This is a genomic window from Taibaiella chishuiensis, from assembly GCF_003014535.1.
In the GTDB taxonomy this organism is placed as follows: Bacteria; Bacteroidota; Bacteroidia; order Chitinophagales; family Chitinophagaceae; genus Taibaiella; species Taibaiella chishuiensis.
Genome location: NZ_PYGD01000011.1, coordinates 74,087 through 90,179 on the forward strand (window position 1 = coordinate 74,087; position 16,093 = coordinate 90,179).

General features: G+C 52.5%; 9 protein-coding genes. 5 read left to right on the forward strand and 4 right to left on the reverse strand.

Features of this window, described 5'->3' with window-relative positions; all coding sequences use genetic code 11:
* Position 1: 1 nt before the first annotated feature.
* Positions 2 to 2,119 carry a T9SS type A sorting domain-containing protein gene (locus B0I18_RS21220; RefSeq protein ID WP_106524761.1) on the forward strand — a complete coding sequence of 706 codons (2,118 nt, stop codon included), beginning with the start codon at positions 2 to 4 and terminating at the stop codon, positions 2,117 to 2,119.
* Between the two features lie 122 nt (positions 2,120 to 2,241).
* Here the strand turns inward: B0I18_RS21220 and B0I18_RS21225 are convergent, their stop codons facing one another.
* Together B0I18_RS21225 and B0I18_RS21230 are read right to left on the reverse strand one after the other, a co-directional pair.
* On the reverse strand, positions 2,242 to 2,871 hold the full coding sequence (locus tag B0I18_RS21225; RefSeq protein ID WP_106524762.1) for a hydrolase: 630 nt from the start codon (positions 2,869 to 2,871) through the stop codon (positions 2,242 to 2,244).
* Between the two features lie 418 nt (positions 2,872 to 3,289).
* Positions 3,290 to 8,314, reverse strand: a complete 5,025-nt coding sequence (locus B0I18_RS21230) for a T9SS type A sorting domain-containing protein (RefSeq protein WP_106524763.1) — start codon at positions 8,312 to 8,314, stop codon at positions 3,290 to 3,292.
* Positions 8,315 to 8,905: 591 nt separating this feature from the next.
* On the opposite strand from B0I18_RS21230, the gene B0I18_RS21235 reads away from it, so the two are divergent.
* The 4 genes from B0I18_RS21235 to B0I18_RS21250 all read left to right on the forward strand — a co-directional run bounded on the left by B0I18_RS21235 (position 8,906) and on the right by B0I18_RS21250 (position 13,635).
* Entirely contained in the window at positions 8,906 to 9,580 is a 675-nt protein-coding gene (locus B0I18_RS21235) for a response regulator (protein WP_106524764.1), read from the forward strand.
* An 82-nt stretch (positions 9,581 to 9,662) separates the two neighbouring features.
* Positions 9,663 to 10,040 (forward strand): hypothetical protein, encoded by a 378-nt coding sequence (locus B0I18_RS21240; protein WP_106524765.1) that lies wholly within the window; start codon positions 9,663 to 9,665, stop codon positions 10,038 to 10,040.
* A 107-nt stretch (positions 10,041 to 10,147) separates the two neighbouring features.
* The gene (locus B0I18_RS21245) at positions 10,148 to 12,628 is read left to right on the forward strand and encodes a mechanosensitive ion channel family protein (RefSeq protein WP_181358569.1); all 2,481 of its coding nucleotides are present in this window, start codon (positions 10,148 to 10,150) and stop codon (positions 12,626 to 12,628) included.
* Positions 12,625 to 13,635 (forward strand): DUF4421 family protein, encoded by a 1,011-nt coding sequence (locus B0I18_RS21250; RefSeq protein ID WP_106524767.1) that lies wholly within the window; start codon positions 12,625 to 12,627, stop codon positions 13,633 to 13,635. The genes B0I18_RS21245 and B0I18_RS21250 overlap by 4 nt, the downstream gene beginning before the upstream one ends.
* A gap of 84 nt (positions 13,636 to 13,719) precedes the next feature.
* On the opposite strand, the gene B0I18_RS21255 is transcribed toward B0I18_RS21250, so the two are convergent.
* Together B0I18_RS21255 and B0I18_RS21260 are read right to left on the reverse strand one after the other, a co-directional pair.
* Positions 13,720 to 14,646, reverse strand: a complete 927-nt coding sequence (locus B0I18_RS21255; RefSeq protein ID WP_106524768.1) for a glycerophosphodiester phosphodiesterase family protein — start codon at positions 14,644 to 14,646, stop codon at positions 13,720 to 13,722.
* Between the two features lie 33 nt (positions 14,647 to 14,679).
* Positions 14,680 to 16,086 (reverse strand): RagB/SusD family nutrient uptake outer membrane protein, encoded by a 1,407-nt coding sequence (locus tag B0I18_RS21260; RefSeq protein ID WP_106524769.1) that lies wholly within the window; start codon positions 16,084 to 16,086, stop codon positions 14,680 to 14,682.
* Positions 16,087 to 16,093 lie beyond the last annotated feature (7 nt).

A 16,093-nucleotide genomic window follows, 5' to 3' on the forward strand; every position in this document is an offset into this window, starting at 1 on the left:
CATGATGTTACCCAACATGCCCCGGCAAACCAAAACCCGGAAAACACTGGCCAGGCAGGCTATTTTACTGGTCGGCCTATGCTGCCTTACCCTGAATGCAGGCGCCCAGGTGATTACTATTAACAATAACCCCACCCAGGTCGCGTTTACCATGGGATTCAATGGTTATCTCCCCCCGGTACAATTGCGTTATGTAGACACACGGCCCGGAGCCCCTGTGGTAACCGGCTGGGCCGTGAGCGCCAGCGCGCCGCTGCTTGCCCCGACCAGTAGCGGCGGCACTTACGGCTACAACCTGCCTTTCCCGACAGCTACTACAACCGTGAACGCACCGACTTATACCAGCTACGGAGATGCCACGGTTAATGCCTTTAATGCCAGCGGCCTGGTCGCTTCCAAAGCCATTACGATCTACCCGCGCGATGTAGCGGTGCCTAACTCTATCAGCTATACGGCCGGTAATGTATCCGGCGCCAAAACCTTTACGGCGACAGGTAACCGGTGGGTTAACGGAGCCGCCTATTACGGCTGGACGGCCTCTGAAAACTATACGATAACAGGCAGTGGCGCTACCGCTACAGTAAGCCCGCAGCCCTGGGCGCCATTCGATGAGTTCCTGAGTGTATCCTGTTATTTTGTGCCCAACGGGGCGCCATTCAGCAGTTCGGAAGGCTACCTGCCCTATGGCCAAACGCCTGCAGGCGCTATCAGCCGCGAAGCCTGGATCACCTCTGACAATCCCAGCAATATCGTTTGCGGCTTCACTGCGGTTGTGCTGACGGTAGATGCGGACGACCATCCGAATGCAGGACCTTATACCCCCGGCGGCACCTCGGCGGCCACAGGACCGCAATCCTGGAAACTGAGGCATTTCACCCGCCAATGGTTCAAGAATATGGTCCCGATCCCGGGCGCTACAGGAAGAAACCTTATCGTAGCCGGCCCCGGCTCCTACCATTGCGTTATCAAGCAATACAACCAGGTTGCCGGGTCCGGCGGTACCTATGTCTGGTCCGGCACCGCTGCCGCGGAAAAAACCAGTAATACGATCGCGGTCAATAGCCCGACCCCGGTCAGCAGTTTTAGCGCGCCCGACTTCACGATCAACGGGCTGGATGTATCGACAAGGAAGGATGTTTATTCCTGTAATCCCATCACCTTCAACCGTACGGCGGGTGGTGGTAATAGCGCTTACAGGATCGACATCAAACAAGGCACACCTGTTGTATGGAGCAGCGGCGTTGTACAGGGGATGGCGCCCGCCGCATTCGATCTCAGGTCGGCATACCCGGCTATTACCGCAGGGGGTAACTTCGACATTGTTTATACCCTGGTTAACCAATGCGGCGAGAGCGGCGCATCTAAAACAGGGAAAATAAACGTACTGGTTCCGACCTCCAACCTGGCGCTTCAAACCAATGCAGCTACCCTGACCGGCGTCGACAAGAATTATTTCCCGGTTAGTACCAGTATCAGTAGCCCGGACGACGTGGGCCCTACCGAAACCACATTTGTCATTGCGGGGGACTACTCATCGCCAACGGGTGCAGGTGTCTGCAATTACAGTTACCATGTGGAGCAACTGGTGGGTGCAACATGGACACCGGTAGGCGTAACGACCACCAAGTTATCGGACTGCACAAAGACGCTGGCAAAAACAGTAGGCATTAATGTTGCCGCCGGAGGCGCTCCATCCGGGTTTATGGATTATTTCAAGAATGTTGCCGGGGATATGACTACCTGGCGCTTCGTGGTAGACCTGACGAACGATTGCGGCACAAATACGAAATACGCAGTATTCCGGCTGAACAAGGGTGGGTACGCCCGGCCCGGCAAAACAAGTATCCGGGCAAATGAAGACCTGGCGGACAAGATCAGCTTTGCGCCCATGCCTTTTACCAATACCCTCAATGCACAGCTTGAGCTTGGCGCAACAGCAAAGATCAATATGCGGATATACACCATCGACGGACGACTGGTATACGAACTGAAAGACCGCAGTATGGCAGCGGGCAGCCAGTCGCTCGAAATTGCAACGGACAACTGGCAGCCGGGTATCTACTTCTATACGGGTAATATCGGCGACCAGGCGATTAACGGCAAGCTTATACGCCGCTAAACAACAGTCCCTTCTTTAATAGTATACAAGGCAGACCTGCTGCCGGTAACGCCTGCGCGCCTGTACATCCGGGCCGCAGGCGTTTTACCGTACAGGCAGCAAGACCGGCACCGGCAATGCAACTAATGCTTCAGCATACGTTCGGCATATTGCATACCGATACCATAGGTACCCGCATAACGTTTCATCAGTTTAGACACCGCGCCCGCCGTCGGGCGGTTCCAGTCCCGCTGCAGCTCCAATACGTACTGCACGGCGGTAATGGGTTGCACGCCTGCCTGTACCATACGGTCCATGGCTCTTTCGTGCGCTTCGGTAGATACATCGCCACAGGCATCTGCGATCACGTATACTTCATAGCCCTCTTCCAATGCAGACAGGGCGGGATATACGATACAGACGCTGGTCCAGAGGCCGGCCATCACGATTTTCTTTTTGCCCGGCTTTATAATAGCCTGGTAAGCGGCTTCATCTTCCCAGGTATTCATCGATGTACGGTCGATATACGGGTATTCCGCTTTGGGATAGTGTTCCAGGATTTCGGGAAATACCGGTCCGGCAAAATGATCCTCCCCCACCGTCGTATTAATGGTAGGAATAGCGAATACTTTAGATCCGCCGCAGACCAGGCCCACATTCTGCCGCAGTTCCTGCATAGCATGGCTGTGCGTTGCAAACGCCATCTGACCTTCGTAGTCGATCAGCACCAGGGTATGGTTATCGGGCGCCAGTAATTTATCAGCTGGTTTCATTGCATTTATTGTTCTTGTGAAGTACAATAATAGGGCAATATTGTTTATGCCGGCAACTGAAGCTGTTTTAGGCGTAAAGACACGGCGCTGCTGCCCCTTCCGGCCGGTAAGGATAAATTTGTCCAAAGCAAAAAAACCGGGCTGAATAGCCCGGCTTGCTCCTACTCGTACCTTAATCCACGTTATGGCTGATACAAGATCTTGCATACTAAAGACTCCCCGGTAGAAAAAGGAAGGCCGCAATATGTATATGGGATACCATCATCATCCCTGCAACAAAACCCTAGTTCCGGGCTATACCGTGCATGCAGGATAATTTGCATTTTTCTGAAATTTCCAATGGGCTTCACAACGATAAAAGGCTGCCGATATTACTATCGACAGCCTTGATCAACCACCTTAACCAAAAGGATCTTTATTATAACTTAATCACCTTGCGGGAAACGACTGCTCCGCCCGGTGCAATAACCCGGATATGATAGAGGCCTTGAGGCATACCGCTCAGCTGCAGGGTAGCAGTTGTACCGGAAACCTGGCTCTCTTTTATTTTCCGACCGGAAGCGTCCAGGATATGGATCGTTTCCGTGCCGTCCAGGCCGCTCACCGTTACAAAGTCGCGGGCCGGGTTGGGCAGGATCTGGATTGCCGCTCCGTTTCCGGTTACGACCTGCCTGATATTGCTATATACGTACCGGCCATCGTTATCGGTTTGCTTTAAGCGATAATAGCTCTGTCCTTTAAGCGGCTGCAGGTCGGCATGCTGGTAAGCCAGTGCAGTGGCGCTGTTGCCTCCGGGTGCACGCGAGGTTACGAAACCGATCGCTGTCCACTGCTTGCTGTCTGCGCTGCGCTCTACCGCAAACCCACGGTTGTTGTGTTCGGATGCCGTAAGCCAGTCCAGTACGACCTGGCTGCCCTGTACCTTAGCCGTAAACGAGGTAAGCGTAACGGGTAATACTACACCGGCAGGCTCTGTAGAGGATACGAATACAAAGCTGGAGAAACTGCTTACGTTATAGAAATCTACATAAGCAACGCCATCCTCGGTACCGCTGGCATCAGGTATTACCTGCATAGCAGCGCCACCCGTAAATACGCCATTGGTATTGATATCGCCGGCGATCGTTGCAGCATTGCCCTGGTATTTGAACCAGCCATTGGTCTGTGCATTGCTGATCTGGGTAGCCGCCTTTTCGGCTGCGCTGTAGTATACCCTTACTTTCACACCGGTATAGTTGCCATTGCTGGCGTCTGTAATAGTGGTCACACGCGGCATAAGCCGGGTTTGCCTCCCGTTGTTGTTGTACTGTGCACCGGTTGGTGTTATGGTTACGCCCAGGTTGCCCAGCTGTACAGTGGTCATACCGCTTATCGCCAGGTACTTATTGCTTCCTGCGGTTTGTTTGGCATACCGCCAGCTGTTGGTACTGCAGGTAGAAAAGTTAGGCACAGTAGTCGTAGTTGCAGGTAAGGTAACCAATCCCGGTTCCACACCGGCCAGTTTCGCGAACGTGAAATAGCTGGCGCCTTGCGGGAAATTGTTCAGGGCTTCGTAATCGGTGCCATTTACGGTAAGCGGCGCTACCACAAGGCCCGAAGTAAAGTTCTCATCGCTGGCATAGATAATGGCATACTGTGTACAACCGTCTTCGGCCGCGAGCGTGGTCGTACCGACTGAGGCCACGGGGAAGCGGAGTTTCACGGTTTGACCAACGCCGCTGTTACGTACTTTCCATACGCGTTTCATCCTGCGGTTGGCGGCGTTGCCATTATAACTGAACGTGGTATATGTAGCGGCGTTATTGGTCATCGCCGACACGCTGCCGTTATCGCCCCAGAGCATAAACTGTCCGTCGGCCAGTGTACCGGTATTGGCGGCATTGGTAGCATACAGGCTGCCCAATCCCATAGCCACCTGGTTATTGGTGTTGGTATGCTGGCTGGAACTCTGTTTCTGGTACAGGGCGGAGATGGTATCCCTGCCGATACCGGCTACATTATGATAGTAAGCGCTATCTGCTTGTTTATCCCAAACGATTGCTGCTTTCGAGCTCAGATAATGACGGCTCGTATCGAGCGTTACACCATATTTAATCGCGAGGTAAGCATCGACGCGGTTACGTTCTTCTGCGGTGATATTACCATTACCATAGATAATCACTTCGCCTACACTACCGACAATACCGCCATCATCACCACTGGTACCTGCACCGGTGTTCGCACCGAAGATATGTCCGCCGGTAACCTCGCCGATGGCTGCATGGGTGTATACCGTACCGGTAGCAGAACCATTCACACCTTTGCTGAAACTCTGATCGTGGAAGTTGTTATACGAGATGCTGGATACATTCGACGCAACCGCCGGCACAGTGCCAGAATTGAACAACAGGCTACCGCCATTGTCACGACGGGCTATAGCGCCATTACCATAAAGCCCCGGAGCATCCCAGTTGGTACCGTTAAGCGTCGTATTGTTCATGCCGACGTTGAAATAACGACCACCGGACATGCCCTCTTTCGTCAGGGTAAAGATGTCGAAATCCAGGCTATTCAGGGTACCTACGGTTATATTCCCGATCTTCTGATCGGCAGCCGTAAAGTTGATACCCGGGTTAAAGTTGAAGTAATTGGCCGCACCTGCTCTGAATACCGGCAGGTTGGCCGTCGCGATCTGTGATGCAGTAACACCCGAGGCATAATCGGTCCAGGCAGTAACGCTGGTACCGTCGCCGGTAGCGGTTACATTCATATCGGCACGATACCAGTGGCTAAGCCCGTTGGCCACACCACCCGGTGCGTGCGCCACATAGGCAGCGAAGGTAAAGTACTGACCATTGGCCAGGGTTACATCGGCATAGTTATAAACAGTCCCGTTTATAGTCGTCGTATTGGTCGTCATACCGGTCAGCACATCGCTGGCATTAAATACCGAGTCGGCGCTTTGCAACAGGGACAAGTTGTTGAGTCCTGCAGGCCATGCCACGCGTACGGCACCTACACTACCCGTATTCTGTACTTTCCATATGGATTTGAACCGGTAGTTCACGCCGTTGAGCCCATCAATCAGCACACCCGGCGATTTGCTCTGGCCGTTGTCTCCCCATACGAGGTACTGCCCATCATTCAGCAAACCTACGGTGTTCAGGTCATTGGCGTTAGCCAGACCGGTAGTTCCGATCAGTACCTGCTTACCCGTATTTACACTCCTCGATTGTTTCTGGTTTAAGCCGGAACTATAGTCATAGGCAATACCGGCTATATTCTGCGCAAAACCGTTGTTTTGCGTGGCATTCCATACATTCACAGCATTGCTGCTGAGGTAGTCGGCAGTGCCGGTACCGGCGTCATTGCTGAGTGTGATACCATATTTCACGGCCAGGTAAGAATTGATCCGTTGCTTTTCGGTACCTGTAGCGTTCTGCAGGTCTGTGCTGTAAGCAAACACTTCGGAGATACCGCCCTGGAACACTTCGTTGCCGTTACCGGTAAGCCCAAAGCCTTCCGAGCCGATCGCGAAGTTATTGGCATTATTGAGAGTTCCGATATTATAGGCCGTGGTATTATACACCCTGCCGTTCAGGTTGAGGTAGATACCGTTATTGGCAGTTCCGCTACCCTTCCAGGCCATACCGGCAATGTGTACGGGCAGGTTGCCTGCGCCTACGTTCTGATCCAGCGGCAGACCGTTATCCCGCCATACCTGGTAATTATCCCCGGCCCTTACGAGGTTCGGATCATCATCGCCCCAACCGAAAGCAGTACGGTAGCCAGTAGCAGCCGAGTTGTGCATTACCCCATAAGCCGTGCCCGCGCTGGTGTCGGAAGGGAAATAGCTATCATTATCCCGGTAGAAGAATTGGTTGGTACCGTTGAAGTAGTAAAAAGGATTGAAGTTAAAGCCATAGTTTTTACTGTCTGCTGCATACGTGGCATCCGTAACCAGGTTGGGCCTGTAAGCCGCATTATTGTCCTGGCTTACCGTATGGCCATTACCAGAAAGGTCCTGCCACAGGTTTTTCGGACCTGCCGTGGCCGTGCCGTCATCGGCTTTATGCCACATCATCAGGCCACCCACTACGCCACCCGGCGCCTGTACATAGGCTGCAAGGGTAAAGTACTGGCCATTGGTCAGCGTTACATCGGCATACACATAAGGCTCGCCGTTGTCGATCACAGTGGTCGTGCTGGTCATATCGGTCACTACATCGGTAGCATCGATAGTCGCATCGGTACTCTGGATCAGCTTAAGCGCGGCATACTGTTTAGGCCAGGCCACACGTACGGTGCCTACGCTACCGGTATTCTGCACTTTCCATACCGAGGCAAAACGGTAATTGATACCGGGTATACCGGTGATCGCTACGGTCGGCTTTTTGGCCTGCCCGTTATCGCCCCATACCAGGAACTGGCCATCGGTAAGCGATTGGGTATTACCGGCATTGGCATGCTGCAGACCAGTAGTGCTGATCACCACCTGTTGCCCTGTATTGCCGCTGCGTGATTGTTTCTGATGCAGGTTACCTGCATTGTCGCGGCCTATGCCTGCTATATTATAATGATAGCCGGCATTGGTGGTAGCGCTCCAGGTAACACCCGAAGCCGCATTTTTATAATCGCGGGTACCGCCGGCATAGGTCGTCCCGTATTTAATGGCCATATAGCTTTCTACACGATCCATTTCGTCGACGGTCAGTTTGTTTTCGAATACCATCATTTCATTCAACTGCCCGTTAAGCGAGCCCCAGTTGGTATCGCCACCCACACGGATATCGCGGGAGTTGTTGTTGACCACGGCATTCTGCAGCTGGTTACCGGAGTAATCGGTGCGCGTACCATTCAGGGAAACGGTGGCAGCGGCATAGGCTGCTGTAGCGCCGGCGCCATTCAGCCAGCCCGCACCCGCAGAGAAATAGCTGCCTGCGGTAAAGCTGTTGGTACTCAGTCCCTGGTAACCGGGGCCACCGGTAAAGAACAAGAGGTTATACAGCCCGTTGTTCGAAGTATGCAGACCCGGGTAGTCCATAGAGGCGTCAAAGCCCAGGAAACCGCATCCGGTCAACTGGTTCATATATCCTGCTGCATAGAGGTGACCGCTGGCCCTGTCGATAATATTAACACCGGTTGCCGGCTGGAAGGCCATAAAATCGGCGTTAAAAGTAACCGTCGGGTTAAAGTTGGCCAGTGTTGCCGCATTGGAAAACGTAGGCCGGGAGCCCGCTACGGCCTGCAGCAGGTTGAAGCCGGTACCTGTAAATTCGTTCCACTGGTATACCGTAGTATTATCCGTTGCCGCGGTGGTGCCGGCATCCGAAAACAGCATACCTGTAGCATCGGCTCTATACCATGCCGACACAGGAACCCCGCCGGGGTTCTGTGCCTGGGCAACATGGCCATATAATAGCGATGCGAACAATCCATTGTAAAGTAGAGTTCGTCTTAACATGATCTTGTTTTTAAATGAAGAATATAGGATGAGTTATTGGGGCTGAAAAAAGAGCGTGTTGTATTGCCGGGTAATGGACTAAGCGCCTGGCCTTACGCTACGGGTAACACCGGTTTTAAACTTCGCCCATTATCTATCCGGATGCAAAACAAGATCATCATCAGAACTTTTTTTTTCATAATTGTAATACCTGAATATCAGAATTGAGGTTTTCGGCTACAGTAGCGCAATGCGTACCCCACTGAAAAAACACGGCACCTGTTCCTGCCGGAAGCCGCACAACCCATGCAGGCCACTATTGCACAGCATCGCTTCGCAGGAGCATCTTCTTTCTGTCATTTATTTAGGCGCAGCAACAGCAATAGGGAATATTCAATTTTTGTATTGAGCATCTACAACAGGAGCACCCGAACCGGAATGCATATATTAGCTTTGGCCCCCGTTTCATAAATTTACCGGGAGGCATTTTTTATACGAAACCAGCCGCTCCGGGTAGCTTACCTTTACGGTCGTAATCCTGCCCGGCAGCAGGAAGGCCGGGCAGGGAGCCTGTTATTCCCGTATTTTCTAAGGCGTATTTTTAAGATTAAGATGAAAACAACATACAAATCGGTTTTGGTGATAGACGACCACAAGATGGTGGCGAACGGCATTAAACTGATCATCGGCGATCTCTTCGACAATTTTTATATGGCGCACGACGGGGCAACGGGTATGAGTTATGCCCTGCAGCATTTTCCCGACCTGATCATCGTAGACTATACTTTACCGGATACTTCGGGCGAGCTGCTGGTACGGGAACTGAAATTTAAAATGCCGGCTTCCAGGATACTCGGTTATTCCTTTACCTATTCGGCCGATGTGATCGTAAAAATGTTCCGCTCGGGTATAAACGGTTATATCATCAAGAAAGATAACGACGAAGAATTCCTGAAAGCTGTACAGGCCCTGATGAACGGCAGGGACTACTTTTGTAAGGAAGCACGCAATCATGTGATCGGCAGGTTATCGGCAGATGAAGAAGATGAAGAGCTGGCCATGAAACAACTGATCGCGAATACTGAATTTTCGGCCAAACAGATCGCCCTGATCAAACTGCTCTGCAAACAGATGAGCACGAAGGAGATCGGTCTTCACCTCAACCTCACCGAACGAACCGTAGAACAATACCGCAGTAATATTTCCCAGAAGATCGGCGCCAAAAACCTGGCCGGCATCGTGAAATTCGCGCTGCAGAACGGCATCCTGGAACTGGATGACCTGTAACACCTGCTCCATGCAGTACCTGCGGTATATGAATATGCCGGGAAAGCCGTAGATTTATGGCCGGAAACCAACCGGTACGTCTATGAAAAAATTTACGACACTGCTGCTGCTCGCTTCATCTACGTTATTCCATACAGCCTCCGGCTATGAAGACGGTAAATGTATGATGGCTGTTACCTATAGCGAAATGGCTTACCTGACCTTCAAAAAAGCCACCAAAGCCACCAGCACAGAGGCTTTCGGGCAAGCCATCAAAAAAGGAATGGAACAGGCCCAGCAGGCCGCTGCCTACGCCGTACAATGCTCCTGTACCAACGCTGAGACCTACACCCTTACCGCATACACTATAGGTAAAAAAGGCCTGGACCGGACCGAACTCAAAGACATGCAGGCTGCAGCGAAAAAGGCCATGGACCTTTGCCTGGATGCAATGAGTGCGGCTCAGCAATGCAACAAATAACAACCCCGCCCGACTCAGGCGTGCCCTTGCACCCGCTGTACCGGCAGGCGCCGGGTACTGCAATAGCTGCATAAACCCCAGGGACTATTCACCCACAACTCATGCCTATGCGTTTCCTTACCTACCTGATCCTGTCCGTTTGCTGCTTTGTACCCGTCCGCGCCCAACATGCGGACTCCGTAACTGCCCGTACGACCGACACTTCGTTATCGCCTTTTGTAAGTAAGGTATGGGCTGCTGCCGAGCAGGATAAAAGCCGGAACCGCTCTCATTACGAGACGGTAAAGATGAAACTTAAGCAACAGGCCATATGGAATGAGCTGAGCGAAACGGCAAACCAGGTAAAGTTATACCTGGCAACCAATGCAGAACTGAAACGGACCACGCAGGATATCGCCTATATTAAAAATTGCCACAACCTGGTACAGGAAGGAATTTTCACGAACAAGGGCAGCGCGCAGACGGAAAGGAATTTATCGGTATCCTCGGTGATCCTGTCGCAGCTGATCAGCGAAACGGAAACCAACAAGAAGAAATACGATAAATATGCCACGGAACTCACGACCTACAGGGTCCATATGGACTCGCTCTTAAGCGACCCGGTCCTGTATGCATTTCCAAAAGATTCGGTAGCGGTGGTAAAATACATCATGCGACTCAGGATCATCTCTGCTGCCGGCGACCCTTCGGATAATGCCCTTAACCAGGAACTGGAAACGGCACAAACGGTACAGAACGAACTCGACGGCCTGTTGTTTACCCTGTATGCTTCTTATGAAAAGATAGAACGGTACCGGGACCAGCTCAGCGAACGCAGCCTGCAAAAAGAGTTCAACAGCCTTTGGGAAGCCCCCAAACAATACCGCCCTTTCAAGGAGATTCTCGGTTTCTCCTACGCCAAAGAAAAGATGGCCTTGCAGTTCTACCTGCAGGAACATCTATTCCGTATAATCCTTGTATCCGGTATTGCCCTGTTGATCTGCCTGGGCGTGTTCACCTTAAAAAAGAGGATACGGCAGGACGAGCGGCTCCGCCCGCTGGATGACACGCTGCTGCTGCAACACCCCATAGCTGCGTCGCTGATCGTGGTGCTGAGCATTTTCCAGTTTGCATTTGTCAACGCGCCCTATATTTTCAACTTTTGTCTCTGGGCAGCGGGCATTGCCTGCCTGCTCCTGCTGCTGAAGGGGTATATTACCCGCTTCTGGGTCAACTTCTGGATCGTGCTGGCGAGCCTGTTCCTCCTGGTCAACCTGGATAATTTTATCCTGCAGGCCTCACGTGCAGAACGCTGGCTTATGCTGGGGCTTGCACTGGCAGGCGTACTGTTCGGCAGCTTCATCCTGTTCAGCCGGCAGCAACGTACCGCGTTAAAGGAGAAATACATCCTGCTCTTTATCCGTTTCCTGGTACTTGCAGAAGTTTTATCGCTGCTGCTCAATGCCACCGGGCGGTATAACCTTTCCAAAACCCTGCTGGTAGCAGGTTATACGGGAACAGTATGTGCCATTCTCTTCCTTTGGGTGATCCGGCTTATCGACGAAGGCCTGCGCCTGGGCACCCTGCTGTACCGCAGTACCGGCAAGAAACCTTTCCAGCTCAACTTTAACCGGCTGGGCGACAAGGCCCCCACCACACTCTATGTGCTGCTGGTCGCGGGTTGGTGTATCATTATCGGGCGTCATTTCTATTTTTTCAGGAAGCTATCGGCGCCGTTCAACGATTTCCTGCACCGGCAGCGAACGCTGGGCAGCTACAGCTTTTCTATCGATGGCCTGGTCCTCTTTATCGTGATCGTTGCCTGTTCCCTGGTCTTGTCGCGGATCGTTTCCTTTTTTGCCGACGATCCGCTGGCGGTACACAGCAATACCCCGCATTCGTCCAGGCGGGTGCCTGTCGGCAGCTGGATCCTGCTGATCCGTATCGGGATCATCAGCCTGGGTTTGTTCCTGGCCTTTGCAGCCGTAGGGTTTCCTTTAGATAAGGTTACCATCATACTGGGAGCGCTGAGCGTAGGCATTGGACTTGGCCTGCAGGGCCTGGTCAGCAACCTTGTAAGCGGCCTGATCATCGCTTTTGAAAAACCGGTCAAAGTCGGCGACCTGATAGAGGTAGACGGCAAATCGGGTGTGATGAAATCCGTAGGTTTCCGCAGCAGTATTGTTACCCTCCGCAACGGTTCGCACCTGGTGGTGCCCAATGGCGACCTGCTGAACAACCACCTCGTCAATTGGTCGGATGCGCGCAATGCCCGGAAAGTGGTGATTCCGCTGGGTGTAGCCTACGGATCCGATCTAAAAAAAGCCAAAGCCGTGTTGGAAGAGATCGCAAGGGCCGACGAGCATATTATGGACACACCGGCCCCGGCCGCCGTACCACGCGGCTTTGGCAATAATGTGATCCAGATCGACCTGGTATGCTGGGCGGCCAACCTGCACGATGCAGAAACCCTGACCGGCAATATCATGCTGGAAATCGATGCCGCTTTCCGCCAACACCAGATCGAAATGCCGGTACCACTGCAGGATATCCGTATCTATACCGAACAGAGCACCGGCGCCGGTGAAGCAAATACAGAAGACCGATGAACCGATTAACGTTGCTCGCAGGAATGATGTCTTTGCTTGTTGCGGCCCGGGCGCAGGCACAACCGTCGTTGCCCGACAGCAGCAATTTTATTTCTTACTTCGACAAGATCCTGATCAAGTGTAACGTAAGTACCCAATCGGACCGCTATTCCATAATCGACAAAACCGGCAAGGACGTGGATTTACGCGCCAATACGGAATACCGGGCTTTCCTCTCGCTCGATTATGAATTTATCGGTTTCAGCTATGGATTTTCGCCAAGGTTCCTGGCAGCCAACGACGACCGGCTTAAAGGCCACTCCTCGTTCAGGAATTACAAATTACAGTTCTTCCCCGGCCGGTTCCTGCAAACGGTCGCCTTCGACCGTACCAAAGGATATTATGTAAAGAACACCGGCGATTTTGTGCCGGGCTGGATAGCGGGCACCCATCCCTATATCCAGATACCGGATCTGAAGATCACGCAATGGTCGGGCAGCACGTCGTATATCCTCAACCCCGATTTCTCGATCAAGAACCTGATCTACCAGACCCAATGGCAAAAGCGCAGTGCGGGCAGTTTTGTACCTTCCCTGTTTTACGACTACACCCGCTACACCATGAACCTGCTAGGCGTCCCTACGCGCCAGGAGGATTTCAACTTCCGGCTTGGATTGGGTTATTACTATACCTGGATCATCGGTAAACATTTTTTTGTCTCCCCCAATTTACTGCCCTCGCTGGGACTGCGCTACTCCCGCGCTAACACGGATAAAGACAGCACCACTGATAAGGGCGACAAATTTTACTTTACCCGCTTCCTGGAAGGCGGTATCAAAATCGGGCTCAATACGGACCGCTGGGTTGCGGGGGCCGGGCTCAACTTCAATATCAACTGGTATAACGAGAACAAAACAATGGCGGTGCAAAACAATAAAATTTTCGGCATCCTCTATCTCGGCTACCGCTTCAATACCCCGCGCTTTATCAGCCGCGCACACCAGGAATTGATGAAACGACTACCCTAACCTACTTAGGTATTATACAAAAAAAGGCGTCCCTGCCGTAACAGGAACGCCTGGAAAACGCATTTTCGCCGGGATCTGAAAAACTTAGTCGTGTAACCCTTTACTACGCAGGTATTGCAGCAGTTCATAAGGACGGTCGGTCTGGATCGCATTCGCACCCAACGCCAACAGGTAACCCCAGTTGGCATCGGCATCCGTCATGGCACGTTCGTCATCATGACCGGCATTCTGCGAAGCCCAGAGCGCATTGAGCCATACGGTAACGCCCGCGGCTTTTACTTTCGGGATACACTCCGTTACCACAGGCGATTTTTCCTGGTCGAAGCCCAGCTCGAAACCTGCGGGGCGGTATTGTTTAAAAAAACCGTCGATCAGGTTGGGTGGTAAAAACTCCGGCCCGGCGCTTGTTGCATATAATGCCGGGCTGATCATAGGCATATAATGTATACTGTCGACGATCGGCCCGAATTGCTTACGCAGTTGGGCGAGTGGCAATACACCTTTAAACAGGCCCTGTTCTACCGTCCCGGTCTTTTTGAGCACAGCATATACATCAGGAATAATATCCCAGCATTTGTCGAGGTTCACCAGGATGGGCTTGCCTTTTACCGCGCGCATAAACGCTTCGAAGGTGGGGATCCGTTCTTCGGTTGGTCCGCCATGGCCCTGTTTCAGGGTCAGCTGTTCCAGTTCTTCCCAGGTATGTTCCGACACCAGGCCTTTACCCGATGTGGTCCGGTCTATTTTCGGGTCATGCATCAGGATCAGTACACCGTCTTTGGTCTTCACCACGTCGGTCTCCATTATGTCTACCCCCATCTTCAGGCATAGATCCAGGGCATGCAGGGAGTTTTCGGGTGCATTGCGCCAGTCGCCGCGATGCGCTGCCACCAGCACATAGTGGCTGGAGGGATGCAGGAAATGCGTCATAATACTTTGTGCGGTCCGGGGTTGTTGCGCATGCAGCAAACCCGCAGCCAGGAAGGAAACCAGGAAAGCTATTCTTTTCATCGGTCTGTTATTTTTTTGTTTGTAAGAATGATATTAATACCCCTCGTTTTGCAGGATCGCAGGATCGGTATTCACCTGGTCCTGCGGAACAGGCATCAGCAGGTGATGTTTGTCGATACGGATATTGACTGACTGAGCCGTGAACCAATCGTTCATTACCTGTACGGCATTGCCTTTACGCAACAGGTCGAACCAGCGATGCCCCTCGCCGATTAGCTCCAGCTGTCTTTCGAGCGCGATCTCCGCGTCCAGCGCCTGTTTCGAAGTGTTTTCAAAATTGCTCAGTCCTGCACGCTTCCGCACCTGGTTCAGGTTATCGAGGGCGCCGGCGCTATTGCCCAGCTCGTTGTGCGCCTCGGCCAGCATCAGCAATACATCGGCATAGCGCAACACCACGTAATCGCTTCCGCCATCGCTGAGATTAGCCGGGTTGGCTACATATTTTTTACAATAAGGCACACCCTGTTTGGTCGTATCTACATAAATACCTTTGCGGGTATCCGCGCTGGAATAAAGCCTGTACAGGGAAAGGTTGGGCAGGTTATGTCCCTTGGCGCCGCTCTCGAAGCCTGAAGGGCTGAATTGTTGCTGCAGCGCGCTGCCTTCGGTAGCGCCGTTAACACCCGAGGCATATTGTACCACAAAAATGATCTCGGCATTGTTCTCGTTGTTGAGCGCAAAAACCTTGTCCGTGGTCGCCATCAGGCTGTGTTGTCCCGATGTCACTACATCCTGCAATACGGCAACCGCGTCCTGGTAGCGCCCCCGGGTAAGGTACACCTTACCCAGCAGAGCCTGTGCGGCGGAACGCCTGATACCGCCAGCCTTATCGGCCTTAAGCGGCAGCCGTACCATGGCATCCTGCAGGTCTTTGATCACCTGTGTGTACACCTCTTCCGCAGCCGTTCTACCCTGCCCGAAGTAGGCATTTGGATCAGTGGTCTCTTTGGTAACCAGGGGCACATCGCCATAGGTCCTTACCAGATTGAAATACATCAGCGCGCGGATAAATTCCATGGCCCCTACCCTGGCGGTCTTGATGCTATCGTTCTGGTAGGTGATCGCATCTATCCGGTGTAACACTACATTCGCACGCTGTATGGCCACATAGGCATCCTGCCAGTTGCGCGAAAGGATACCATTGGACGGGATCGTGGAGAACAGGTCCAATTGACCGGCCCAGCCGTTATCATTGGCCGGCACCTGGTCCCAGGTATTATCCGAGGGTATTTCGCTGATGCAGGGCTGGTACTGTCCGTAGAGCCCCTGCGATTGCAAGGCCGCATAGGTCGCATTTACATATTCTTCCGATTCGCTTTCGGTGGTAAAGAAATTGCTTAACACCTTGGAGGTGTCCGGGATCTGCGTCAGCTGCTTGGTACAGGCCGAAGCCGTTACCATAAGCCCCAGGACTGCCATCCGTAATTTCCGGTTTTTCATTTTTAGA